Origin of the sequence: Streptomyces durocortorensis (assembly GCF_016901035.1) — a bacterium.
Taxonomy (GTDB): domain Bacteria; phylum Actinomycetota; class Actinomycetes; order Streptomycetales; family Streptomycetaceae; genus Streptomyces; species Streptomyces durocortorensis.
Window position 1 is genome coordinate 21,243 of record NZ_JAFEUF010000006.1, and the last position, 22,907, is coordinate 44,149.

Below are 22,907 nucleotides of genomic sequence, written 5' to 3' on the forward strand. Positions count from 1 at the left end.
GTTGGCGGGCGCGCTCGCCCGTTGCGGTGCCGACGTGTATTTCGTCAGCGCGCCCCCCTTCGCGCCGCTCGCCCGTTCGGCGGATGTCGAGTTCGTCTCTCTCACCGTCACCCCGAACGCGAACACGGGAATCGCCCAGCGCACCCGGCAGGGCGCGCGGGAGGCAGAGCGACTGGAGGAATTCCTCAGGTCGACGCGGGACGGTGCGATCGCGGCACTGCTCACCCAGGCCCGGCACCGCGGGGAGGACATGCTCTCGGACCCGGCGGGGGTGCTCGCCGGGATCCGGACCCTGGACGCTCGGCTGTCCCCGGACTGGTACGTCGTCGACCAGTTGAGCTACCCGGTCACGCTGGCGCTTCACTGTCTCGAGCTGCGCTACGCCACATTCTGTCCAGGGCACCCGACGTACGTGCCCCAAACGGCGGACACCCTCTTCGGTGTTCCCTACGCCTGGCCCCGTGCGATCCAGCCCGCCCCGGGCCGTGTCGCCGAGCTGCGGCGGGCGGCGCGAGCCAACGACGCGGCGTTCACGGAACGATTCGCGGAAGTCGTGCGCACGCATGCGCCCACGGTCCGGACACCGGTTCGAGCCTTCGCTCTCGCCTCCCGGCATGCCGTGCTGTTCAACTATCCGCGATTCGAGTGGCTTCCGGAGCATCCACGGAACGGCACGAGGTTCTTGTACGGGGGCCACTGCGCACCGGCCGCGGAGCCGAGCCCCGGCGAGGCGTGGGAGGGTCTCGTGCACAGGCTGAGAGAGACGCACAGCCGGTTGGTACTCGTGGCTCTCGGTACCTTCCTGTCGGCTCGTGACGACGTACTGGCAAAGCTCGTACGAGGTGTGCTTCTCGAGGTCCCGGAGGCAGCGGTCGTCGTCGCCGCGGGAGAACGCGCAGCAGCGCTTGCCCATCTCTCCGCCCCGAACGTGCACATCGCGGATGTGGTTCCCCAGCGGTGGCTCCTCGGGCGGGCCGACGCCATGGTTCATCACGGTGGGAACAATTCCTTCACGGAATGCGTGGCATCCGGCACTCCAGCGCTCATCCTGCCGTTCTCCAGCGATCAGTTCTCGATCGCCCATGACGCCGAGAGGGCAGAGCTCGCGGTCTGTCTCGACCCGTCCCGGCTCGGTCCGCGCATGGCCGGAAGCGCGGTACGGCAGCTGCTGACGGACCTTCCCGCTGGTCTGTCGCGCTGGACGCGGGAGGTCGGACGGCGCGGACCGGACTGGATGGCCGGTCGGCTGATGCGGGCCATGGGCGGCATCGCGGAGGACCACTGAGCTACCTTCACGCATGTGCGTCGAGGAGGTGGGCGAGAGCCCTGAGACCCCGTCTGGTGTGACTCTTGACCGTCCCCAAGGGCAAGTCGAGAAGCCGCGCAACCTCCGGCTGAGTCAGGTCCAGGTAATAGGCCAGGAAGAGGACCTCGCGCTTTCGGTCCGGCAATTCCGACAGGGAGGATGCCATGTGCACCCGCTCGACGGCTCCGGCACCGACGTCAGGGTTCGCGGCGACGGGGCTCCGTATCAGACGGCGCAACCCCCCGTATCTGCGGGCGACGGCGGCAGACGCGTCGGCGGCCTTGTGCACCGTGATGCCGTAGATCCAGGGGCCGATCTCCCCCCGGCGAGAGCAGTACCTACCGGAGTAGCGCCAGACGTCGGCGAACACCTGCTGCGCGACATCCTCGGCCTCCTGAGGATCGACGCAGCGGCGTCTGGCCCAGCGAAGCACCTGTGGATGCCAGTGGGTGTAGATGCTCTCGAAGGAATCCCGCACGGTGTCGCCGTGCCTGAGGGCGCCGCAATCGTTCGGGCAACAGTCGGACGAAGTCGGAACAGTTCGCTCGGACACCAGCCGTCTCCGGATGGGCTCGTTGGACTTGGGGAGGGTCGCGTTGCCGCCGGCCGTAGCGGGTCCCTCGGGACGAGGCCGTAGCTAAGTGGTGCCCGTAACGTCAGGTGACCACGAAGGCTCGGCGGGCGCATCTCGGCCGGTCCGTTCGCGCCACGGGGACGCCTGACTCCATGAATTCTGCCGATGCACGTTCGTCGAGTCCGTGCCGCTTGTTCAGCGGAGGCTGGGGCGTGGGGGCCTTCTTTTCACGGCTGCCGTACGGGCGGACTCGCACGAACGTCGACAACGCCAACGTCGTTGAGTCGGTGGGTCGGGCGGTGGTGGCGTGGTCAACGGTTGGGTGGGCGGGCGGCTGAGGCTTGGTGGGTGTCCGCGCCGGAGCTGACGTGGCGGTGGTCTTCTTGTGGGCCGTGCCAGTCCAGGCACACCACAGTGGCGTCGTCTTCGAGGCGGCCGCCAGCGGCGTCGCGTACGGCGGAGGTCAGCATCAGCGTGGTCTCGCGTGGGTGCAGGCTGCGGGTCTGCCGCAGCAAGGCAGCCACGTCGACCTTCTCTCCGTGTCGTTCGAGCATGCCGTCCGTCAGCATGAGGAGCCGGTCTCCGGGGCGCAGGTCCAGGGTCTGGACGCGGTAGGGCCGGGGTGAGACGACGGCCAGCCCGAAGGGCTGGTCGACCTGGCAGGGGACGGTTTCCACCAAGCCTGCACGCATGCGCAGGGGCCAGGGGTGGCCGGCGTTGACGAGCTTCGCTTGCCCGGTGTGGAGGTTGATGCGCAGCAGTTGTCCGGTGGCGTGGCCATGTCCGTGGGTGGCCAGGGCCTGGTCGCCCTGGCGGGCCTGTTCTGCGAGGGTGGCCCCGGCGCGGCGGGCTCTGCGCAGGGCGCCCACCAGGACGGTGGCCGCCAGGGCTGCGTCGAGGTCATGGCCCATGGGGTCGGTCACCGACAGGTGCAGGGTGTCGCGGTCCAGCGAGTAGTCGAACGTGTCGCCGCTGAGGTCCTCGGAGGGCTCCAGGCTCCCGCTGAAGGTGAACTGCGCGGCTTCGCAGGACAGGGCTTGCGGAAGCAGCTGGTACTGGATCTCCGCTGCCAGGGTGGGGGGCCTGGTGCGTTTGCCCCAGGTGTAGAAGTCGGTGAAGCGCCCGTTGGCGATCACGACGTAGGCCAGTGCGTGAGCGGCCTCCCCGACAGCGTGCACAACGTCTTCCTTGTTCCTGCCGGCCGGCAGGAGCAGTTCGAGCAGGCCGATCGCGTCCCCTCGGTTGGTCACAGGAACGATTACCCGCTGTTCTTGTCCGGCGGGCTCGTGATGCGGCCGCTGGGTGCGGATCACCTGCTCGTAGACGCTCCCGAACAGAGGGATCCGCTCCGTTTCCCCGCCGCTGCCCGTGGCGGTGGCGGTGGAGAGCCGCGCGAGCGCTCGGCCGGTCAGATCCACGATGAGGAAGGAGACCTTTGTAGCCGCGAAACGCCTGCGCAGATCTTCCGCGACCACGGCCACGGCCTCAACCGGCGCTGCCGTCTCCGCCGCTGTCAGCAGCCGGGGAAGATCGCTCGGGCGACGGGTCATGGCCGCGACTCCTCTCTCGCAGGTTCGGGCCCGTTGGGCCCCGCTTCGCAGCCGACGCTCCTCATGTCTCCTCTGCGCTCCACGGTGATCGACCCCGGTCCTTCCGCAACAGGCACCCGTGCTTTTGCGCGATGGCCCTGCGGTTCCAGTCTGAACCTCAATAGGCTCTTTGTCCGGACGGGGTGCTTTGACTGGCCAGGGGCATGGCGTCATCGGTGAGGAAGGCGCCGACGGACGCCTCGCTGAGGTCGGGCCGGCCGGTCAGTGGGAGGGTGGGCGAAAGCGTGAGATGCCATAAAATGAAGGGAGCGGCTTGTGTTCGACGGCGTATTCCGATCATGAGTAAACCAATCGAGAACTACGCCCTCATAGGAGACCTCGAAAGCGCTGCCATGATTGCCCAGGATGGGGCGATCGACTGGCTCTGCCTTCCGCGCTTCGATTCCCCCGCATGCTTCGCTTCCCTGATCGGCACTGACGACAACGGCTTTTGGCGTGTCGCACCGGTGGGCGCGGAGCGATGTTCCCGTCGGGCCTATCGAGACGACACCCTCATCCTGGATACCTGGTGGGAGACTGAATCGGGAACGGTTCGAGTCACTGAGCTTCTTCAGCGTTGCCGCTCCAGTGTGAGGACTGCTTTGGCGATTGACGTCATGCGGTCCTACCTTGTTCGCGGGTTGGACGGGCCGTCGTAAGGTCCAGAGGCCCAGAGACACCGTGTATGGCTTTCATGCGGTTGCCCTCGATGGCTCCCCTAACCTGGCCGCCCGGTGTCTCACGATGACCCGGCCGCTGATTAGGAGCTGCGAACGCCCGCGAGCGGATCGCTGAGTAGGACCACGCCGGCGAGGTCGTCCGGGGAGCAGAGCTTCATCGAACGACCGGAGGAACTGGTGGCCCAGATCTGGGCGGGTACAGACATCGGCAAGACCCATCACCACGGTGTGGTCCTGAACACTGAGGGCGCACGACTGCTGTCGCGACGTGTCCTGAACGACGAGCCGGAGCTCCTGGCCCTGCTTTCCGATGTGCTGGCCCTCGACGAGGACGTGGTCTGGGCGGTCGATGTCGCCGACGGCATGGCCGCACTGTGGATCAGCGTGCTGCTCAACCACGGCCAGCACCTCGTCTACATACCCGGCCTGGCGGTCAATCGGGCTTCGGCCGGCTACCGGGGCACGGGCAAGACCGACGCCAAGGACGCCACCGTCATCGCCGACCAGGCCCGGATGCGCCGGGACCTGACGGTCCTGAGGCCGGACGACGAGCACGCCATCGAGTTGCGGGTCCTCACCAACCGCCGGAGCGACCTGAACGCCGACCGCACTCGCCGGATCAACCGCATTCGCGGTCAACTCACCGGAATATTACCGGCCTTGGAACGAATCCTCGACCTTGGCAACGCAGGGCCGCTGATGCTGCTCAGCGGCTACCAGACCCCCGCCGCCCTACGCCGGACCGGCGGGAAACGGCTGGCGACCTGGCTGCGTAACCGCAAGGTCCGCACCCCCGAAGCCCTGGCCGAGGCAGCCCTCGAAGCGGCCGAGCGCCAGCACACCGCCGTCCCCGGGGAGAAGATCACCGCGCAGGTGATCCACACCCTGGCCAACGAGGTGATGAGCCTCAACGAGCAGATCGCTGAGATCGACAAGCTCATCGCGGCCCGGTTTCGCGCCCACGAACTCGCCGAAGTGATCTCCAGCGTGCCCGGCATCGGCCCCCTGCTGGGCGCTGAGTTCCTCGCCGCCACCGCCGGTGACATGAGCCGCTACGGCACCGCCGACCGCCTGGCCAGCCTTGCCGGAGTCGCTCCGGTTCCCCGGGACTCCGGCAACATCAGCGGCAACCTTCACCGGCCCAGGCGCTACCACCGAGGGCTGCAGCGCGTCTTCTACACCTCCGCGCTCATCAGCATCCGCACCTGCGACGCGTCGCGCCGGTTCTACGAACGCAAACGCGCTGAAGGAAAACGGCACACCCAGGCCGTGCTCGCCCTGGCCCGCCGACGGGTGAACGTCTTGTGGGCCCTCATCCGTGACGGACAGTGCTACCAAAGCGACCTCCCCGTCACTGCCTCGACTTGACAACACCATTAGGAGGTTGGGGCTGCATCGGGACCTGCGGAAGATCCGCCAGGACTTCAGCCTTGCGACGCCGCGTTCGACGGGTGCTCGCGCTGCGGCCAGTGCCTGATTGAGGGTCTTTTCGGTGGGGGTGAGTTCCTGCAGCGTTTGATGCCGGTGGTCAGCCACGGGCCGGCGCCCTGGTAGGCGAGATCGGCCAGGATCGGGACGCCCTGGCGCTCGCAGATCCGGATGATCCGGTGGGTGCGGGCGGCGGTCAGGTCGCGGGTGCGGCCCGGCAGGGCGGGCGAGAGCCACAGCAGCCGGCCGCCGGGGTCGGTGACGACCTGCACGTTCACTCCGTGGCGCCGGTGTTTGTGGGAGTAGTCGGCCCGGCCGTCGCCGACCCGGTCGCATTCGGCGAGGGTGCCGTCGAGCAGGACGAAGTCGGGTTCGTGCTCGCGCAGCGTCTTCAGCAGGCCCGGTGCACGTTCGGCGAGCAGGTCGACGACCGTGCTGGTGTAGGCGTGGGCGGTGGACTCGCTGATCCCGAACCCGGCGGCGATCTTCGCGAGCGTGGTGTGTTCGCGCAGGTACACCAGTGCCACCATCGCGCGCTGGGACGGGCGGAGCTTGCAGCGCCGGTCGCCCTCACGGGTGATGACCAGCATGGTGACCCACTCCACGAGTGCATCCGGCAGGTCGAGTGCGGCAGGATGGATGACCAACGAGGCCCCCGAGCAGTGTTGTCGAGACGTCAGACATCTCGATCAACAGCCCGGGGGCCTCGTCCGTTGCGCCCCACGGCCCATCACCCGATCGGTGGCCAACTCGAAGAAGCTCATTGTCCGGCCCAGTGATGTAGGACTGCCAATTGCTATCGGCCCAGACTTCTGATGCCGAGCGGATCTCCTCGCCCAGGTTCCACCAGCTTGACGCAGGGTGAGACAGGGTGAGGTGGCCGTTGATCTGCACCGGCGCATACGCGTCGACGATCTGTTTGTAGTCCCCCGGAAACGTCCTGCCGAGTTCTTCCTCCAGGCTGAGCCAGGCCGCAGGGTCGGCGTGGCGTTCCTCTCCGGGGCCCAGCATCGCGTAGACGGCCTGCAGGTAGTCGGTCATGGCGGTGATGCCTCTCGAAGATGCTTGCCGGGAATCGTTCGAGCCAGCATCGAGCGCCATTCCTGTCGACGGTTGGCCGGGGCCCTCGTTGTCCATGGCATGGAGGTGGGGCGGCAACTGGTGCCAGACAGGTTGTGGGAGCTTTTCCTTTGCGTGATACCCGAGGCGCCTGTCCGATGACTAACAAAATGTCCGCCGAACTGACCGAAGAATCCGTCCCAACCTGGCGAATGGAAACGGATATATCACCTACATCGGCGTGAAAAGCTGATCAGATGCCCTGCTGGTGGTGTGTGCTGACGCGGCGGATGCCGTACGTGGCTGCGCCCATGAGGAGGACGGCGGCTCCGGTGAGTACGGAGGACAGCGGCAGGGCGAAGGCCAGGACGAGGCATCCCGCCACGCCGGTGACTGGGATGATCCGCGCCGGGCGGCCTTCGTCGGGGGTCAGGGTCCAGGCGGAGGCGTTGGCGATGGCGTAGTACGCCAGGACGCCGAAGGAGGAGAACCCGATAGCTCCGCGTACGTCCGTGGTCGCGGCGGCCACGGCGACGACGGCGCCGACGAGGAGTTCGGCCCGGTGAGGGACCTTGAAGCGCGGGTGCACAGCGGCCAGGGCGTGGGGGAGGTGATGATCGCGGGCCATGGCCAGGGTGGTGCGGGAGACACCGAGGATGAGGGCGAGCAGGGAGCCGAGGGCTGCGACGGCCGCGCCGACGCGTACGGCGGGGACGAGCCAGGCGGCGTCGGCTGCCCGGGCGGCGTCCGTGAGTGGGGCGGTGGCGGAGGCGAGCCCGCCGGGCCCGAGGACGAGGAGGACGGAGACGGCGACGAGGGCGTAGACGACGAGGGTGATGCCGAGGGCGATCGGGATGGCCCGAGGGATGGTGCGGGCCGGGTCGCGGGCCTCCTCGCCGAGGGTGGCGATGCGGGCATATCCGGCGAACGCGAAGAACAGCAGCCCGGCCGCCTGCAGCACACCGGCCGCCGTGGCGTCCGCACCGATCCCCAGGCGGGCCGTGTCCACCCCGTCGGACGTCAGGGAGGCGGTCGCGACGGCGGCGAGCACCGCCAGGACGAACGCCACGATGCCGCGCGTGAGCAGGACGGACTTCTGGATGCCCGCGTAGTTGATGGCGGTCAGGGCCACCACGGCGGCCACCGCGATCGCGTGGGCATGGCCCGGCCAGACGTAGGAGCCGACGGTCAGCGCCATCGCCGCGCAGGAGGCGGTCTTGCCCACGACGAACGCCCAGCCGGCCAGGTAGCCCCAGAAGGGGCCGAGCCGTTCGCGCCCGTAGACGTAGGTACCGCCCGAGGCCGGGTAGAGGGCGGCGAGCCGGGCGGAAGAGGTGGCGTTGCAGTAGGCAACGACCGCAGCCAGGGCCAGTCCGAGCAGCAGGCCGGATCCGGCCGCGCGGGCGGCCGGGGCCAGCGAGGCGAAGATTCCGGCGCCGATCATCGACCCCAGCCCGATCATCACCGCGTCCGGCACGCCGAGGCGCCTCCGGAGTTCGCCCGGCAGCCCGACTGCGGGCGGAGGCATGCTGCTCACGGTGTTCTCTCCTTGCCGAATGCGCTCGCGGACAGTTTCGCGGTGCGCGGGCACGATAAGCGATCGACCTGAACAGCACGCGGCTTGCCCCACCTGTGGGCCGGGGTACTGGTGTCAGTCGGCGGTCGCTGCTCGTCGCGGAGTCCGGCGCGCGCGGTGCGAGGGGATGAACGCGTAGAGGTCGAGAATGCCGGGCGGCTCGGTGACGCCGGGGCCGGCATACACCTTCAGCGCGTGAAGCTCACGGTCATCCGCGGTCAGACTCCAGCGGATCTTCGCGGCTACGCACTCCCCGAGGCAGTCGGCTCGGCCCGGAGCGTGCGAACTCGGACGTCGCGCATGGGCCTTCTTCGGTCAGTAGCTGGACCAGCTCGTCGGGGGCACCCCGGTTGGTCACGAGCTGCAGCAGCCGCTTGCTGGAGCCTTTTCGGCAGTTGCGCCGACCGTGGTGGGGGTGCCGAGCTGGACGAGAGGCGGGGTGGGCGCGCAGCAGCCCTCGCTGTCGGGTTCCCTGGTGTCGGAGGTGTCGAAAAGGCCGGCTCCGCCGCAGACTCCGGTCTCGGGGAGGGTGAGTTCGACGCGGTCGGCGGAGGCGAGGTCACCGGCGATCGCGGCGGCTACCGAGCGGACCTGCTCGTAGCCGGTCATCGCGAGGAACGTCGGGGCGCGGCCGTAGGACTTCATCCCGACGAGGTACACGCCGGGTTCGGGGTGGGAGAGCTCTCGGTGGCCGTGGGGGTAGACGGTGCCGCAGGAGTGCTGGTTGGGGTCGATCAGCGGCGCGAGCTCGGACGGGGCCTGGAGGCGCTCGTCGAGGTCCAGGCGCAGTTCGTTGACGAAGGACAGGTCGGGGCGGAAGCCGGTCAGCACGATCAGCTCGTCGACGGCGTCCAGGCGGCGCCCGTCCTCGCCGACGAGGGTCAGGCGGCCGTCGGTGTCGCGTTCGACCGCTTCGGTGCGGAAGCCGGTCACGGCGTCCGCGTGGCCCTCGTCGACGGCGGCCTTCGCTGCGAGGCCCAGGGCGCCGCGGGCGGGGAGCTGGTCGGCTTCGCCGCCGCCGAAGGTGGAGCCGGAGATGCCCCGGCGCAGGATCCAGACGCCCTTGGTGCCTGTGCCGTCCTTGGACTTGGCGAGGTCGGCGAGGTAGGCGAGGGCGGTGAACGCGGAGGCGCCGGATCCGATCACGGCGGTGCGCCTGCCGGCGTAGCGGGCGCGGGTGGCGGGGTTCTTGAGGTTCGGGACGCGGTAGGTGATCCGGTCGCTCGCCGCGTGTTCCCCGAGGGCGGCCAGCCCACTGCCGCCGGCCGGGCCGGGCGTGGCCCAGGTGCCGGAGGCGTCGATGACGGAGCGGGCGAAGATGCGTTCCTCGCGGCCGTCGGCGTGGGTGAGGTGCACGACGAAGGGCTGCTGCTCGCGGTCGGCGTCGACGATGCGGTCGCGGCCGGTGCGCGAGACGCCGGTGACCGTGGTGCCGAGGCGGACCCGGTCGCCGAGGGCGTCGGCGAGCGGCTGGAGGTACTGCTCGGCCCAGTCGCCGCCGGAGGGGTAGGTGGCCGGGTCGGGACGGGTCCAGCCGGTGGGGGCGAGGAGCTTCTCGGCAGCGGGGTCGACGACCTCACCCCAGGTGGAGAACAGGCGGACGTGCGCCCACTCGCGGACCGCTGCGCCGGCGGCGGGACCGGCTTCGAGGACCAGGGGCTCGATGCCCTGGTCGAGCAGGTGGGCGGCGGCGGCCAGGCCGGAGGGACCGGCTCCGATCACGGCGACGGGCAGCTCGGGGGTGGCGGGCGCGTTCACGGTGACTCCTTGCGTGGTTCGACATCTGTCGATGGCTTGCGCGGCCCAGCATCGCACCTGTATTGATGGGCGTCAACATAGACATTTATCGAATTCAGGGGATGCTTCACGGAGCACATCAACGTTGCCGCCATCGGTGGCGGCCGGTCCGGACTCGCCACCGCCCGCGCGCTGCTGGGCCGCGGGCTGGGGCCGGTGGCGCTGGAGGCATCCGACCGTGCGGCCGGGTCGTGGCCGCGCTACTACGACAGCCTCACGCTGTTCTCGCCGGCCCGGTACAGCTCCCTGCCCGCGATGTCGTTCCCCGGCGCCGACCGGGACCGCTACCCGCATCGCGACGAGGTTGTGGCCTATCTCACCGCCTATGCCGACCGCCTGGACGCCGACATCCGCACCGCTCGGCGCGTCACCTCCGTACGCCGAACCGGATTTGCGTTCGGCGTGGTCCTCGAAGGTGGCGACCGGCTCAGGGCGCGGGCCGTCGTCGCGGCTTCCCTGCACCTTCGGTCGACCGCCCCGGCCGGCGCTGCCGGGTCTGGCAGAGTTCACCGGGCAGGTGCTGCATGCTGCCGACTGCCGCAGCCGCCCCCTTCGCCGGCGGCCGACTGGTGGTGGTCGGGGCCAGCAGCTCCGCGGCGCAGATCGCCGCCGAGCTCGCCGTAACCGCCCGCGTCACGCTCGCCACCCGCGGGCCGGTGCAGTTCGCCGCCCAGTGAATCCTCGGCCGGGACCTGCACTTCTGGACGGCCCGCACCGGCCTGGACGCCGCGCCTCTCGGCCGGCTTCCGGTGCGCCCTCCGGGGCAGCTCGTTCGAACTGGCTGCGTGGTGTCGGCCGGGACGCGGAGCGGATCGCCCGGCGCGTGGCCGCCCGGCTCGTGTGCCGATGACGACCCTCCCCAGGCTGGTTCGACGTGTGTCAACATAGACTTATGTCGAACGTGCAGGAGCTGCCGCTACTCGAACCCACCGGTGGCCAGGGTGTGGTGCCGTGCTGCCCGCCGCTGACCGAGCGCCCCATGAGTGCCCCGGAGGCCGAAACCGCGGCGCGGATGTTCAAGGCGCTCGGTGACCCGGTGCGGCTGCGGCTCTTCTCCGCCGTCGCCTCGCACGAGGGCGGGGAGGCGTGCGTGTGCGACATCTCCGACGTCGGCGTGTCCCAGCCCACCGTCTCCCACCACCTGAAGAAGCTCAAGGAGGCCGGTCTGCTCACCTCCGAGCGGCGCGGCACCTGGGTGTACTACCGGGTCGAGCCGTCGGTGCTCGCCGCGATGGGCCAGTTGCTGGCCATGCCGGCCGCGGCCTGACAACCGGACGGACAGGGGGCGGGTGCGGTGGGCGGGGCACTGAGTGTGATGGTCGTGCCACTGGCGGCAGAGCACGCCGAGCAGGTGCTGGCGATCTACCAGGCGGGGGTCGACGAAGGGAACGCCACCTTCGAGACCACCGCCCCGGCGTGGGAAGCGTTCGACGCGGCGAAGCTGCCCGAGCACCGCTTCGCCGCCGTCGAGGCGAACGGGAAGGTGCTGGGGTGGGTCGCGGCGAGCCGGGTTTCCGACCGGTGCTCGTACGCGGGGGTGGTCGAGCACTCCGTCTACGTCCATCCGGCGGCCCGCGGTCGCGGGATCGCTGCCACCCTGCTCAGGGCGCTGATCGAATCGACCGAGCGGGCCGGTATCTGGACCGTCCAGTCCGGGATCTTCCCCGAGAACGCCGCCAGCCTCGCCGTGCATCAGCGGGCCGGCTTCCGGGTCATCGGCACGCGGGAGCGGATCGGGCGCCATCACGGCGTCTGGCGCGATGTCCTCCTTCTCGAGCGCCGCAGCCCGGCCATCACTTGAGCGTCAGCTCGGCTGTGCGATCTCGTGTGCGGCATCGCGGGCAGGGCGACCGACGCCGATGAGTGGGGCTGACGCCGGGCCGGTCCGGTCGCCATGGCCGAGCAGGTTCAGCCGCGGCCGGCTCAGAGCCCGGGTGCCGGCGGTGGGTAGGGCTTCGTCACCGGCCACGCGGGAAGCGGTGATGCCGGCCTCCGGCGCGGCGGCGATCATCTCCTGTGCCAGACAGGGCTCGGTGGCGAACTGCACCGTCTCGGGTATGCCAGCGGCGTTCGGGGTCATGGGACCAGGATGCTCGGGCAGGTAGAGCCGACGGTTGATCAGGACCCGTCCCCGCTCGGTGGCCAAGTCGAGGAACACCCCGACCTGGGCGTTCTCGATGCGTCCCGCAGTGCCGGTGCACGGCCGCTGCACTCCCGCCGAAGCCCGGCCCTTCTTCAGGAAGCCGGTCTCGTCGAGCACGGGAACGCCGTCAGCACCGAGGTATTCGACGGCGTAGGCACGCAGGTCATCGCGGACGGCATCGGCGTCCCAACAGGCGCTGTATCGGCCCGGGCTGGGTGCGGCCGGCCTGTTCGGCCAGTTGCCAACCGTTCTTCCGCTCGACGCTCGACAGTCGTCCGAGCAGGTAGGTGCGGGCCGTGGCCCGGGGTTCAACTCGCCCGAACCGGCCTGCGATCCGGACCGTGACTTGGCCGGACATCGCCCGCCAGCGGGTCGGGTCTCGCTGTGGCCTGCGGCCACCACCGCACGCTCTTCAGGAGTCCGCACAACCGCCGATGATCACGCGGTGGCCGCACGCGTCGTCAGCCGGGTCCGTTGCGAGATCGCCACATCAGACCGGGTTACCAGAGGCTCCGTCGCCCTCGACATTGGCCACCATCGTGCGAAGTACCTTCAGCGCGGCCACGTACTCCTCGTCGCTGATCCCCTTGTGGACTACGGCGCGTACCTCGGTCGCCAACTTACGAAGCCGCGCTCTGGCGGCCTCCCCGGCATCCGTGAGGTGCAGGCGCTGCCTGTCGTCGATCCGCAGCCATGCGCGGTGGAGCAACTGGTCGACGACCCCGGCGATTTCGTGGGGGCCGTCGGCAAGGTGCGTCAACTGGGCGACGACTTCCTCGCGGCTCGGAGCCGCAGGGCCGCCGTTGACACGGTTGAGTACCCAGTACTGCGGCTGCGTGACGTCAAGCTTGGCCATCGCGTCACGCAGATGCCGAGTGACGGCCGCGTGTACCAAGCCACTCCAGTATCCGATCGGCTGAGTGGCCAGCATGTCATCGGTGGCGGCCGGGTTCGCCGGTGCCTGGTCAGTGGTCGTACCCATCAGCGATTCCATGATCGCGACGCTACGTTTTCTCCGGAGCGCTGAACCACCGGAATGAACTATTCACTGCAACTCGCCCTGGCTGTGCGCCGGAACGCCGACCACCGTCATCCTCAGGGTCGCCGCAGCCTCACGACACCCCGCCCGGCCCGACGCGGTGACGGCCGACGACCGCTCGCCCCCGCGGTCAGCGGGTCGATCACGAAACCGCAGTGGAGTGTTGGGACGGCGGGAGGGAAGGGCCGCGTCCAGGTGCCGGTGGCGCTGATGACCGCACGGGCTCGCCAGGTGCCCGCGTCGGCCTCGACCCGGAGTCTCGCGCCGCCGCGGCGCACGGCGCCCGCGCGGGCGCCGTGCAGGACGGTCAGTTCGTAGCGCTTCTCGCAGTCGGTGGGGTGGTGCACCACGTGCCCGGCTTCCGGGTACCTCCCGCCCGGCTGGGCGGGCATGGGCCGTCCGGGCAGCGAGGAATCGGCGGCCGGGGAGAACAGGTGCAGCGAGTCCCGCATGTGCTGCCGGGAGGACCTGCCCGGCGTCGCCTCCGCGTCCAGGATGACGAAGTCGAGGTCGCGTCGGGGCACGTGGTAGCCGGTGGCGAGCCCAGCCTGGCCGCCGTCGACCACCACATCTGCGTCCTGGGTCAGGGGGCCGTCGTCACCGTGCCGGGGGCGAACCTCCTTCGCCAGGCGAGCGCGACGTAGACCAGGCCGATCAGCACCGGGACTTCGATGAGCGGGCCGACGACTCCGGACAGCGCCTGACCGGAGGTGACGCCGAAGGTGGCGATGGCGACCGCGATGGCCAGTTCGAAGTTGTTGCCCGCTGCGGTGAACGCCAGCGTCGTGGTGCGGTCGTACGCCAGGCCCAGGCCCTTGCCGAGCAGGAACGTGCCGAAGAACATGACGGCGAAGTAGACCAGCAGTGGCAGAGCGATCCGCACCACGTCCAACGGCTGCGAGGTGATGGTCTTCCCCTGCAGGGCGAAGAGGATGACGATGGTGAACAGCAGCCCGTACAGGGCCCAGGGGCCGATCTTCGGCAGGAACCTCTGCTCGTAGGTGTCGCGGCCCATCTTCTGCTCGCCGATACGGCGGGTGAGGAAGCCGGCCAGCAGCGGGATGCCGAGGAAGATGACGACGTTCAGGGCGATGTGCCACACAGACACATCGAGGCCCTGGCCGTCACCGAGGTTCATCCACCGGGGCAGCAGGTCGAGGTAGAACCAGCCCAGCAGGCCGAACGCGAACACCTGGAACACCGAGTTCAGCGCGACCAGGACGGCGGCGGCCTCGCGGTCACCGCAGGCGAGGTCGTTCCAGATGATGACCATGGCGATGCACCGGGCGAGGCCGACGATGATCAGGCCGGTGCGGTATTCGGGCAGGTCAGGCAGGAAGATCCACGCCAGGGCGAACATCACCGCCGGGCCGACGATCCAGTTGATGACCAGCGAGGAGACCAGCAGCTTGCGGTCGCCGGTCACACGGTCGAGCCGGTCGTAGCGGACCTTCGCCAGGACCGGGTACATCATGACCAGCAGGCCGAGCGCGATCGGCAGGGAGATCCCGCCGATCTCGATCTTCGCGAGCGCGTCGTTCATCCCCGGGATGAGGCGGCCCAGGCCCAGGCCGACGGCCATGGCGAGCAGGATCCACACCGCGAGGTAACGGTCGAGGGTGGAGAGCTTCTTGACGATCGAGTCGTCCCCACCGCCGGCCGGAGCGGGGACGGTGGTGGGCTCGGTGGAGGTCACGGGCAGGCCCTCTTGTTCTCGGTGGCGGTGCGGGCGGAGTCGGCCAGTGCGGCGAACTGCTCGGACAGCCCGGCCAGGACCTCGGGCTTGAGCTTGTAGTAGGTGAAGCGGCCGCAGGGCTCGGTCTCCACGATCCCGGCCTCGCGCAGCACCTTCATGTGGTTGGACAAGTTGGTCTGCCTGGCTCCGGTCTCCTCGACCAGGTGCGTCGTGCAGAGCGTCTCGCGCGCGAGCAGGGTCACGATCTGGAGGCGGAGCGGATCGCCCAGCACCCGGATCACATCAGGATCGACTGAAGTCAGCATGCACTGATACTCTCACATCATCACCCGCTGATACCAGCGGGAGCTGAAGTCATTGGCGGGCCGGGTTCCGCCATGCGACGAGAGAGAGCGATCACCATGGCCGACAAGCCGTCCGTCCTGTTCGTCTGCGTCCACAATGCCGGCCGCTCCCAGATGGCCGCCGCGTGGCTGACCCATCTGGCCGGAGATCGCGTCGAGGTCCGCTCCGCCGGCTCCAACCCGGGCGCCGCCGTGAATCCGGCCGCAGTCGAGGCCATGGCCGAGGTCGGCATCGACATCTCCCAGGAGGCGCCGAAGATCCTCACCGTCGACGCGGTCCGCGAGTCGGACGTCTGCATCACCATGGGCTGTGGAGACACCTGCCCCGTCTTCCCCGGCAAGCGCTACCTCGACTGGAAGCTGGAGGACCCGGCCGGCCAGGGTGTCGACGCCGTCCGCCCGATCCGCGACGAGATCAAGACCCTCGTCGAGGGCCTGATCGCCGAGATCGCCCCGGCGAAGCCGGAGGCGACGGCGTGAGCGAGATACGCGAGGTCGTCATCATCGGCTCCGGCCCCGCCGGATACACCGCCGCCCTCTACACCGCCCGCGCCCAGCTGAGGCCACTGCTGTTCGGCAGCAGTGTCATCGTCGGCGGCTCCCTCACGACCACCACCGAGGTCGAGAACTTTCCCGGTTTCCCCGACGGCGTCGACGGGCCGGTCCTGATGGAGAACATCTCGGTCGGTCCTGACGGAGTTTGGTGGACGCGAAACGGGACAATCCGGACCGTCAGGTTCGTCTGAGCTTCCTCGGCTGAACAAGATCGTTCAGCTGGGGTGTGCCGGCCGATTCTCCGTACTGTGCGCGCTCGAGCGGCGAGAAGACCTGCGCGGTGCGGACCTCAATGCGGTCGAACGAACTTACGACGGATGCGGCAAGTGCCTGCTCGGAGTGCGGCGGCTGTCGCGCGTGAAGCTGGCGACGTCTTCGCCTGAGCGCCAGTGCGAGCATGTGCTCACGGCCGCCGCCGTCGGGGCCTGCACCATCGGCTGGGCGGACGACTGGGAGGTCTCCGGCGACCGGCCTGTACGCCGCCGTGTGGTTTCCGGGACTGGTGTGCCGCGCCGGGACGGGAGCTCGACGCTCTCGAGGCTGAACCATGGCGGCAGCCCGGCATGGTCCGGCGGCCGACCGGCGAGACGGTCGCCGACCGTTGGTTCCGTGCAGCGGATGTACAGGCGCTGAAGGAAATCCTGATCGACTTCGGCGTACGGGTGACACTCTTCCCGGCCAGGGCTCCCGTTCGCTGGGTGCCCGGTTTCCTTCACGGCCCCGAGCAGGACTGAGCTGGGGATGGCGCCCGGCCGGCACCGACCGGTTGAGAGCGGCGGCGACGCTGCGCGCCTGCTCGCCAACGCCCCGCGGTTGGAGGAGGCCGCGGCCCGGATGCGGGAGGCATGGCAGACCTCGCCGACGAGATGTGGTTACCGGACAGAGCTGCCGCTGCCGAAGTGAATCGGGCATCTGCGCCAAGGGTGACGGGTCCCCGTTCGGCCGGTCAGCGCCCTTCCGTGCCGCCAGACTCCGAGGAGGGAACGCTCCGGTGGAGCGTGGGTACGGGCGATACGGGGCGGGCGTGATCGAGCGGGGTAAGACCGATCGTGCCGCCCCGGGGGAGACGGGGCTGGGTTGACCGATCACGGTGTCCATCGCGCATACAAGGCGACGGGAGGCGCGCCGGGTGGGCGACGGCCCGGCGACGACCAACGCCGGGACACTGGGCCGGTGCGCGCGGTGCCGCGGCACGTGGCCTGCGTGATGGACGGCAACGGCCGCTGGGCCAAGCGGCGTTCGCTTCCACGGACGGCGGGCCATCGGGCTGCCGAAGCCACCGTCATCGACATCATCGAGGCGGCTCGGGCGGCCGGAGTCGAGTGGCTCAGCCTGTACGCCTTCTCCACCGAGAACTGGAACCGCCCCGGCACCGAGGTCGACTACCTGATGCGCCTGGTCCGCCGGGTTGTGCGCAAGCACGCACCCCTGCTGCTCGCCCGCGGCATCCGCTGCCGTTTCCTCGGAGCCGCCGACCCACGCATCCCCCGGGAGCTGGCCCAGGATTTCGACGACCTTGCGGCGCTGACCGCCGACAACCGGGGGATGACGCTCACCGTCGCCTTTGACCACGGCGGGCGCCGAGACATCGTCGAAGCCGCCAGATCGCTGATCCGTAACGGGACGCAAGCCGACGACGTGACCGAGCGGCTTTTCGCGGACCACCTGCCGTTTCCCGACACCCCCGACGTCGACCTCGTCATCCGCACCTCCGGCGAGCAGCGGATCTCCAACTTCATGCTCTGGCAGGTCGCCTACGCCGAGTGGGTCTTTCCCGCCGTGCTCTGGCCGGACTTCCGGGCCCCTGACTTCCTCACCTGCCTGCACACCTACCGGTGCCGTGACCGCCGCTTCGGCGGCATCCCGCCCCAGATGAACGGAGACCTGTCATGACGACCGGAACCACCGGAACGGCCGACGATGCACCCCTGCTCGCCATGCAACCGCCGTTCCGCGCCTTCTTCGACGACCCGCGCTGGGCGCTGGCCATCATCCGCGCCACCGTACTGGAGGCCGCCCACCCGCAGATCGGAGCCGCTCTCGCCGACAACTCCACCTTCGTCGCCCACCCCTGGCGCCGACTGCGCAACACCTTCCTCAGCATGCGGCGCATGTTCGACGCCGACCCAGCGGTACGAGACCGGGAGGCCGCCCGGCTCAACAGGCTCCACGCCCGCATGAGCGGCTCCGACTCCCGCGGCCGCGCCTACGACGCCATGGACCGCGCGACCCGCGCCTGGGTGGTCGCCACCCTCTTCGAGAGCGCCGTCACCATGTGCCGGCTCAGCGGCCAGCCGCTCGACCAGGCCACGATGGAGCGGCTGTACGGCGAGTACCGTGCGTTCCTCGCCGCACTCGACGGCGACGCCGGTGAACTGCCCGAGGACCTCAACGACTTCTGGCGCTACTTCGACAGGGTCGTCGAGGACGAGCTGGAGAACACCGAGGCCGCCCGCCTCATCCTCTACCGGCTCTTCGACCACCTGCCCGCCCCGGCACTGCTGGACGGCATGCCGGCCCTGTGGGCGGCCGGCCGCGCTGTCGTCGGCCCCCTCCTCGGCGCGATCACCGTCGCCTCGCTCCCCGAGCCCTACCGGCGCAAGGCCGGCCTGGCCGAGATGCCGGGCACCCCGACCCTCATGCAGGGCGCCTACCTCGCCGCCGGTCTCACCCGGTTCCTGCCCGAGGGCTGGATCAATGCCGAAACCATCATCGAGACCCTTTCCCTCTCGCCCGACAGCGACGACCCCCGCGCCCGGACCGTGACCGCGCTGCGCGCCCGCATGAAACAAGCCTCGGCCCTGCTCCGCCTCCTCACACCACTGAGCGGCGACGCAGGCCCCGGCCCGGACCCCGCTACCTCACAGGGCACGGGAGGAGGCCAACGCTCGGCGGAGGAGTTCTTCCGTCAGGTGCTGGACCAGACCGGCGACGGCTACCTCGACTGGCCCGACCTCGCCGCCATGGCACGCGAACTGGCCACCCGACTCGACCTGGACGAACCCGAGGAGACCCGGCTCTACGACGCCTTCGCCGCATGGTGGCGCGAACTCCAGGCCGCCCTCGACACGGACGGTGACGGCCGTGTCAGCGCCGACGAGTACGCCGCAGCCGTCCCCTCCCTCGCCGGGCCCGCGCTCATCCGCGTTGCCGAGGTGCTCTTCGACGCGACCGACAAGGACGGCAGCGGCACCATCAACGCCGAAGAACACCGGGCGCTCTTCCGCACCGCCTTCCACCGCGACATCACCGTCACCGACGGCACCTACGGCCGCAGCGCCTTCGTGGGCGACTTCCTCGCCTTCATGGCAGGCCAACGCAGGAACACCGCGTACGACGCCCTGCTGGCCGACGCCTGACGAACTCGTGCAGGTCGGCGGCCACGGCTGCACGCTCTCCTGCGGGACGGTGGTGGCGCGATTGTTTCGGTGAGGCCTCGGCCGAGGGCGGACAGGTGCGGCCGGTGCAGGTCAGGGGGTGTCAGACGCGGTGCACCCCTCGGGGTGATGGGCGAGTTGCCCCCGGGAACTCCTGATCCCTGTCCAGGAGCATGGGCCGGACGCCCGATCACGGGTACGGCGGGGGCTCGGGCGCCGACCGGCTTTGGAGCAGTTTCCGGCCCCGCTCGGTGCGGAGCATGAGCCGGCCGTGCTCCGGCCTCGTCACCGAGTGGTGGCGGCCGCCCGCATCGTACTCACTGCGAGCAGCGGATGGCCCGTACGGGGCGGGTGACGCAGTCCCTCGTGCCGAGTGTGCTGGAGCAGCGGATCACTACCGGCGCCGCCCACTGCACCAGGCGGCGCCTGCTGAACCGTTACGTGGAGAAACCCCGGGCCCGGTCCCTGAGGGGATGCGGATCCTGCCGTCGGCCGCCGCCTGGCGGATGGTGCCGAGCCGGGAGTGGCCCCGGGCCGGAGCAGCCGAGATCCTGCGCGGCTGCTTCTACGCCCCGCGCCTGGAAGAAGCCGCAGACACGATTTTGCCGGAGGCGATGACCCGCCTCCAACTCGCTCCCGGCATCGGCGCGTGGACCGCCGCCGCAGAAGCGCTGCAACGTACCCCTGGAGCCCCGACGCCCTCCCCCTCGGCGACTTCCACCTTCCCGTCCAGATCGGCTACGCCCGCGGCGGCGCCGACGAGCAGGTGCTTCAGCTGCTGGAGTCGTACAGAGGGCAGCGCCACCGCGCCGCCCCCATCCTGCTCGGGTGCCGGCAGCCGGCGGCTGGCTGCCGAACCGCCGGGCCCACCGGACAGCCGCATCGCCCATCTGCGGCGCGGCGCGCGGCGCGGCGTTCGGCACGGTGCGGGTCAGACGGTGCCGCGCCAGCTGCCGGTCTCGGTGCCGCGGGCTTCGATGAACTGCTTGAAGCGCTTGAGGTCGCCGGTGGCCTGGCGCTTGACGAAGCCGAGCTTGTCGCCGACGGTCTCGGCCAGGCCCTCGGGGTCGTGGTCGAGCTGGAGCATGATCTTGGTGGTGGTGTCGTCGATGTAGTGGAAGGTCACCACGCCGGCCTGCTTGGCCTCGCCACCGACGCTGGTCCAGGCGACCCGCTCGTCGGGGACCTGCTCGGTGATCTCCGCGTCGAACTCCCGCTCGACACCGGCGATCCTCGTCTTCCAGTGCGTCAGGGTCTGCGTACGCTGCTCGATCCGCTCGACCCCCTCCATGAACTGCGGGAAGCTCTCGAACTGCGTCCACTGGTTGTACGCGGCACTGACCGGGACGTTGACCTCGATGGACTATTCAACCTGCGACACGATGCTCTCCTTCGTGGGGGATGTCCCCCTGGGGTGCCCCCGATCACGCCCGGCACACCCCGGCACCCGCCCGCTGGTGGCACGAACAGACCGAACTCTTCAGAACGCCCCTCCACCGACCAGCCCGTCACCGCGGCGAAGAGCCTGACAGCGAGACCGACGGCGTCCCCTCCGCCTTCACCACCGTACTCAGTGAGGTATCCACCACCCACGCGAGCCTGCTGCCCACCGCCCTCCTCACCGCCACAGACACCACCCCCACCCGAGTCCGCAACCGACTCCTCTCACGCCCGAGAGCAACGCGGCCCTTGACCGCCGCCCGCCGGCACCGAGCCTGGGCATGGGGTTGATGGCGGGGCATCCATGTAAGGGCCCGTGGTCACCGCTCCGGTGGCCGGCGCTGATCATCGGGAGACGGCAGAGTGAAGGGGCGGAGCCATTACGGCGCAGGCCCTTCACTCTCATCCGGGAGCCATGCGGCGGTTGTGTACGCCTGGTGGCGGGGTCAGCGAACGATCCAGCCGCGCTCCGCGTCGAAGTAGGCTGCCTGACCCTTCACGGTGGTGATGCCGTACGGGCCGCCGAGGTTCTGGTACTCGCCGATGGCCCACCCCGCCTCGATGCCCGCGTGGCCGCCGGCGTGGGCGTCGAGGCCGTTCGCCGAAGCGGGGGCCGCGGCGATGAAACCGGCTGCGGTGACAGCTGCCAGGGTGATGGCGATACGACGGATCATGAGCGGTCTCTCCTTCGTGTCATAGGCATATGCGTGTGAAGTCACCCTGACCACAAGACCGGTGGGTGATGGACGCGGCACGCGGGGATCCCGGCACGGAAGACCTGATCGGCCCTGCGGCGGTACCTGTGGAGAAGAGCGCACCGGCCCCGGCCTGACACCGGACGCCCAAAGCGGCGAGCCCGCTTCTGGGCGGACGGTCTCTGAACCGGCAGAGTCTCCACCCGCATCGTGGCTGCCCCCTTCACCACCCGGCAGCCCACCGCGGATGACCGCGCACTCGAAGCGCTGCAGGTCTACGCCGAGGGGCCGTGCGAGGGCACCATCGTGCACTACGCCTCGGTTGCCTGACCGTGCGTCCGTTGAGGAACGCCGACGGGTGCTGGGGAGGGTGGCCTCGCCCCCGGCGCTTGCTCGAGCTTGAGGCTGGTCCGACCGCCGAGGCGCCTCGGCGGTCCGAGCCCCGCCCGTGCCGGGTGGTGGTGCTCAGGTGCCGGCTGTGTTCAGCCAGGTACTGATCCTGCCCAGGGCCCCGGGGCCGTAGTCGGAGGTGACGTCGGTGGCGAGGTCGGCGATGGTGATCGAGCGGAGGGTTTCCCGCCAGGCGGTCTCGGCCCGGGCCATGGCGCGGCTGATGGCGCAAGGTGCGGTGCAGGCTTCCCCGTACGCTGCGCCCGACCGGGACCGCGCTGCGGACCGGACCCACGAACACACCCCTCGGCGCACCGACCGACGGCACGGGGCCCAGCGGTGCCCGGCCTGAGGGCACCCCACCGGGCGGTGCCCCGACGGCCGGTTCGCGAGCGCGACCTACGGGCCCCGGTGCGGTACCGGCCGTGCCTGCCGAGCGCGCATCCGACCGACCCGCTGCTGAGTACGAACTGCACCACCGCCGCCTCGCGGTGGAGCCGGACACCGAGACGGTCTTCCGCGACCTCTTCTCCGCCGGCACGCACGCCTTCTGGCTCGACAGCTCACGCGTGGAACGCGGCCGGTCGCGCTTCTCCTTCCTCGGCGACGCCTCGGGCCCTCTGTCCGAGACCGTCCGCTACCGCGCCGGTTCCGGGACGGTGGCCGTGACCGGCGCCGACGGCCACCACCGAGGTAAGGGGCACCGTCTTCGACTATCTGCACGACGAGCTGGAGCGGCGCCGTATCCCCTCCCGCGATCTGCCGTTCGATTTCGTCTGCGGCTACGTCGGCTACGTCGGCTACGTCGGCTATCTCGGCTACGAGTTGCGGGCAGACAGTTGTCTCAACGGAGTTTGGTGGACACGAATATCTCTCATCCCAACCGTCAAGTTCGGTTGAGCTTCCTGAGCTGACCGCACAGCTTCGCAGGCCATGCCGCTGATCTTTGGTGGCATGGGGATCCCGACGGAGACGCCTTGCGCAGTACGGACCTGAACGTGATCGAACACCGAGAAGGGCCCTACGACGGTCTCGTCGCCGCTGCGGTGGACCGCGCCTCGGCCGCAGCTTGTCGACCGTCTGAACACCGGCTACGAGATGCGTGACGAGGGGAAACTGCTCGTCGCGCTCGGGCCTGAACCGGGCGGGGCGTGGGGCGGGAGTCCGGGGCGGACGCGACCGCTCAACGGGACCGGGACCGCTTGGTGGAGGTCGGGTG

General features: G+C 69.8%; 20 protein-coding genes and 6 pseudogenes. 12 read left to right on the top strand and 14 right to left on the bottom strand.

From position 1 onward, the window contains the following. The first annotated feature begins 34 nt into the window (after positions 1 to 34). Positions 35 to 1,285 carry a glycosyltransferase gene (locus JS521_RS02435; RefSeq protein ID WP_307847746.1) on the top strand — a complete coding sequence of 417 codons (1,251 nt, stop codon included), beginning with the start codon at positions 35 to 37 and terminating at the stop codon, positions 1,283 to 1,285. Positions 1,286 to 1,292: 7 nt separating this feature from the next. Here the strand turns inward: JS521_RS02435 and JS521_RS02440 are convergent, their stop codons facing one another. Both JS521_RS02440 and JS521_RS02445 read right to left on the bottom strand, forming a co-directional pair. Beyond that, entirely contained in the window at positions 1,293 to 1,859 is a 567-nt protein-coding gene (locus tag JS521_RS02440; protein ID WP_205081051.1) for an RNA polymerase sigma factor, read from the bottom strand. A gap of 332 nt (positions 1,860 to 2,191) precedes the next feature. Then, positions 2,192 to 3,430 carry a PP2C family protein-serine/threonine phosphatase gene (locus JS521_RS02445; protein WP_205081052.1) on the bottom strand — a complete coding sequence of 413 codons (1,239 nt, stop codon included), beginning with the start codon at positions 3,428 to 3,430 and terminating at the stop codon, positions 2,192 to 2,194. Positions 3,431 to 3,768: 338 nt separating this feature from the next. On the opposite strand from JS521_RS02445, the pseudogene JS521_RS36340 reads away from it, so the two are divergent. Further along, positions 3,769 to 4,119 (top strand): annotated as a pseudogene (locus JS521_RS36340) (trehalase-like domain-containing protein); the annotation flags it as partial. 207 nt (positions 4,120 to 4,326) lie between these two features. After that, on the top strand, positions 4,327 to 5,517 hold the full coding sequence (locus tag JS521_RS02450; RefSeq protein WP_205081053.1) for an IS110 family RNA-guided transposase: 1,191 nt from the start codon (positions 4,327 to 4,329) through the stop codon (positions 5,515 to 5,517). A 15-nt stretch (positions 5,518 to 5,532) separates the two neighbouring features. Here the strand turns inward: JS521_RS02450 and JS521_RS02455 are convergent. The 4 genes and pseudogenes from JS521_RS02455 to JS521_RS02470 form a co-directional block, all read right to left on the bottom strand. Continuing rightward, positions 5,533 to 6,224, bottom strand: a pseudogene (locus tag JS521_RS02455) (transposase); the annotation flags it as partial. After that, positions 6,148 to 6,618: a hypothetical protein gene (locus tag JS521_RS36345; protein ID WP_239486689.1), complete on the bottom strand. Its 471-nt coding sequence runs from the start codon at positions 6,616 to 6,618 to the stop codon at positions 6,148 to 6,150. The pseudogene JS521_RS02455 and the gene JS521_RS36345, both read right to left, overlap by 77 nt. 271 nt (positions 6,619 to 6,889) lie before the next feature. Further along, complete coding sequence (locus JS521_RS02465) at positions 6,890 to 8,164, bottom strand: APC family permease (RefSeq protein ID WP_126932045.1); 1,275 nt, start codon at positions 8,162 to 8,164, stop codon at positions 6,890 to 6,892. Positions 8,165 to 8,566: 402 nt separating this feature from the next. Beyond that, the gene (locus JS521_RS02470; protein WP_205081054.1) at positions 8,567 to 9,970 is read right to left on the bottom strand and encodes an NAD(P)-binding domain-containing protein; all 1,404 of its coding nucleotides are present in this window, start codon (positions 9,968 to 9,970) and stop codon (positions 8,567 to 8,569) included. A 186-nt stretch (positions 9,971 to 10,156) separates the two neighbouring features. On the opposite strand from JS521_RS02470, the pseudogene JS521_RS36355 reads away from it, so the two are divergent. The 4 genes and pseudogenes from JS521_RS36355 to JS521_RS02485 all read left to right on the top strand — a co-directional run. Then, positions 10,157 to 10,402: pseudogene (locus JS521_RS36355) on the top strand (FAD-dependent oxidoreductase); the annotation flags it as partial. Between the two features lie 131 nt (positions 10,403 to 10,533). Beyond that, entirely contained in the window at positions 10,534 to 10,686 is a 153-nt protein-coding gene (locus tag JS521_RS36360; RefSeq protein ID WP_239486690.1) for a hypothetical protein, read from the top strand. Between the two features lie 215 nt (positions 10,687 to 10,901). Next, positions 10,902 to 11,276 carry an ArsR/SmtB family transcription factor gene (locus JS521_RS02480; protein ID WP_205081055.1) on the top strand — a complete coding sequence of 125 codons (375 nt, stop codon included), beginning with the start codon at positions 10,902 to 10,904 and terminating at the stop codon, positions 11,274 to 11,276. 48 nt (positions 11,277 to 11,324) lie between these two features. Further along, complete coding sequence (locus tag JS521_RS02485; protein WP_205081056.1) at positions 11,325 to 11,810, top strand: GNAT family N-acetyltransferase; 486 nt, start codon at positions 11,325 to 11,327, stop codon at positions 11,808 to 11,810. Positions 11,811 to 11,960: 150 nt separating this feature from the next. On the opposite strand, the pseudogene JS521_RS02495 reads toward JS521_RS02485, so the two are convergent. From JS521_RS02495 to JS521_RS02515, 5 genes and pseudogenes are all read right to left on the bottom strand, one after another. Beyond that, positions 11,961 to 12,510 (bottom strand): annotated as a pseudogene (locus tag JS521_RS02495) (IS701 family transposase); the annotation flags it as partial. 132 nt (positions 12,511 to 12,642) lie between these two features. Beyond that, the gene (locus tag JS521_RS02500) at positions 12,643 to 13,146 is read right to left on the bottom strand and encodes a MarR family winged helix-turn-helix transcriptional regulator (RefSeq protein ID WP_205081057.1); all 504 of its coding nucleotides are present in this window, start codon (positions 13,144 to 13,146) and stop codon (positions 12,643 to 12,645) included. A 209-nt stretch (positions 13,147 to 13,355) separates the two neighbouring features. Beyond that, positions 13,356 to 13,778: pseudogene (locus JS521_RS02505) on the bottom strand (NAD(P)-binding domain-containing protein); the annotation flags it as partial. After that, positions 13,775 to 14,887 carry an ACR3 family arsenite efflux transporter gene (gene arsB, locus JS521_RS02510; protein ID WP_205081058.1) on the bottom strand — a complete coding sequence of 371 codons (1,113 nt, stop codon included), beginning with the start codon at positions 14,885 to 14,887 and terminating at the stop codon, positions 13,775 to 13,777. The pseudogene JS521_RS02505 and the gene arsB, both read right to left, overlap by 4 nt. Beyond that, positions 14,884 to 15,192, bottom strand: a complete 309-nt coding sequence (locus tag JS521_RS02515; RefSeq protein WP_205081059.1) for an ArsR/SmtB family transcription factor — start codon at positions 15,190 to 15,192, stop codon at positions 14,884 to 14,886. Before JS521_RS02515 ends, arsB begins: the two co-directional genes overlap by 4 nt. Before the next feature lie 96 nt (positions 15,193 to 15,288). On the opposite strand from JS521_RS02515, the gene JS521_RS02520 reads away from it, so the two are divergent. The 5 genes and pseudogenes from JS521_RS02520 to JS521_RS02540 all read left to right on the top strand — a co-directional run bounded on the left by JS521_RS02520 (position 15,289) and on the right by JS521_RS02540 (position 19,145). Further along, complete coding sequence (locus tag JS521_RS02520; protein WP_205081093.1) at positions 15,289 to 15,711, top strand: arsenate reductase ArsC; 423 nt, start codon at positions 15,289 to 15,291, stop codon at positions 15,709 to 15,711. Continuing rightward, positions 15,708 to 15,911, top strand: a pseudogene (locus tag JS521_RS02525) (NAD(P)/FAD-dependent oxidoreductase); the annotation flags it as partial. The gene JS521_RS02520 and the pseudogene JS521_RS02525, both read left to right, overlap by 4 nt. Positions 15,912 to 16,349: 438 nt before the next feature. Further along, complete coding sequence (locus tag JS521_RS02530; protein ID WP_239486691.1) at positions 16,350 to 16,520, top strand: hypothetical protein; 171 nt, start codon at positions 16,350 to 16,352, stop codon at positions 16,518 to 16,520. 439 nt (positions 16,521 to 16,959) lie between these two features. After that, positions 16,960 to 17,679: a polyprenyl diphosphate synthase gene (gene uppS, locus JS521_RS02535; protein WP_205081060.1), complete on the top strand. Its 720-nt coding sequence runs from the start codon at positions 16,960 to 16,962 to the stop codon at positions 17,677 to 17,679. Further along, positions 17,676 to 19,145, top strand: a complete 1,470-nt coding sequence (locus JS521_RS02540; RefSeq protein WP_205081061.1) for an oxygenase MpaB family protein — start codon at positions 17,676 to 17,678, stop codon at positions 19,143 to 19,145. Before uppS ends, JS521_RS02540 begins: the two co-directional genes overlap by 4 nt. 949 nt (positions 19,146 to 20,094) lie before the next feature. On the opposite strand, the gene JS521_RS02545 is transcribed toward JS521_RS02540, so the two are convergent. The 3 genes from JS521_RS02545 to JS521_RS02560 all read right to left on the bottom strand — a co-directional run bounded on the left by JS521_RS02545 (position 20,095) and on the right by JS521_RS02560 (position 21,901). Continuing rightward, positions 20,095 to 20,523: an SRPBCC family protein gene (locus JS521_RS02545; protein ID WP_307847749.1), complete on the bottom strand. Its 429-nt coding sequence runs from the start codon at positions 20,521 to 20,523 to the stop codon at positions 20,095 to 20,097. Between the two features lie 526 nt (positions 20,524 to 21,049). After that, positions 21,050 to 21,277 carry a hypothetical protein gene (locus tag JS521_RS02550; protein WP_030118896.1) on the bottom strand — a complete coding sequence of 76 codons (228 nt, stop codon included), beginning with the start codon at positions 21,275 to 21,277 and terminating at the stop codon, positions 21,050 to 21,052. Positions 21,278 to 21,763: 486 nt separating this feature from the next. Next, positions 21,764 to 21,901 (bottom strand): hypothetical protein, encoded by a 138-nt coding sequence (locus tag JS521_RS02560; RefSeq protein ID WP_239486692.1) that lies wholly within the window; start codon positions 21,899 to 21,901, stop codon positions 21,764 to 21,766. Between the last annotated feature and the right edge of the window lie 1,006 nt (positions 21,902 to 22,907).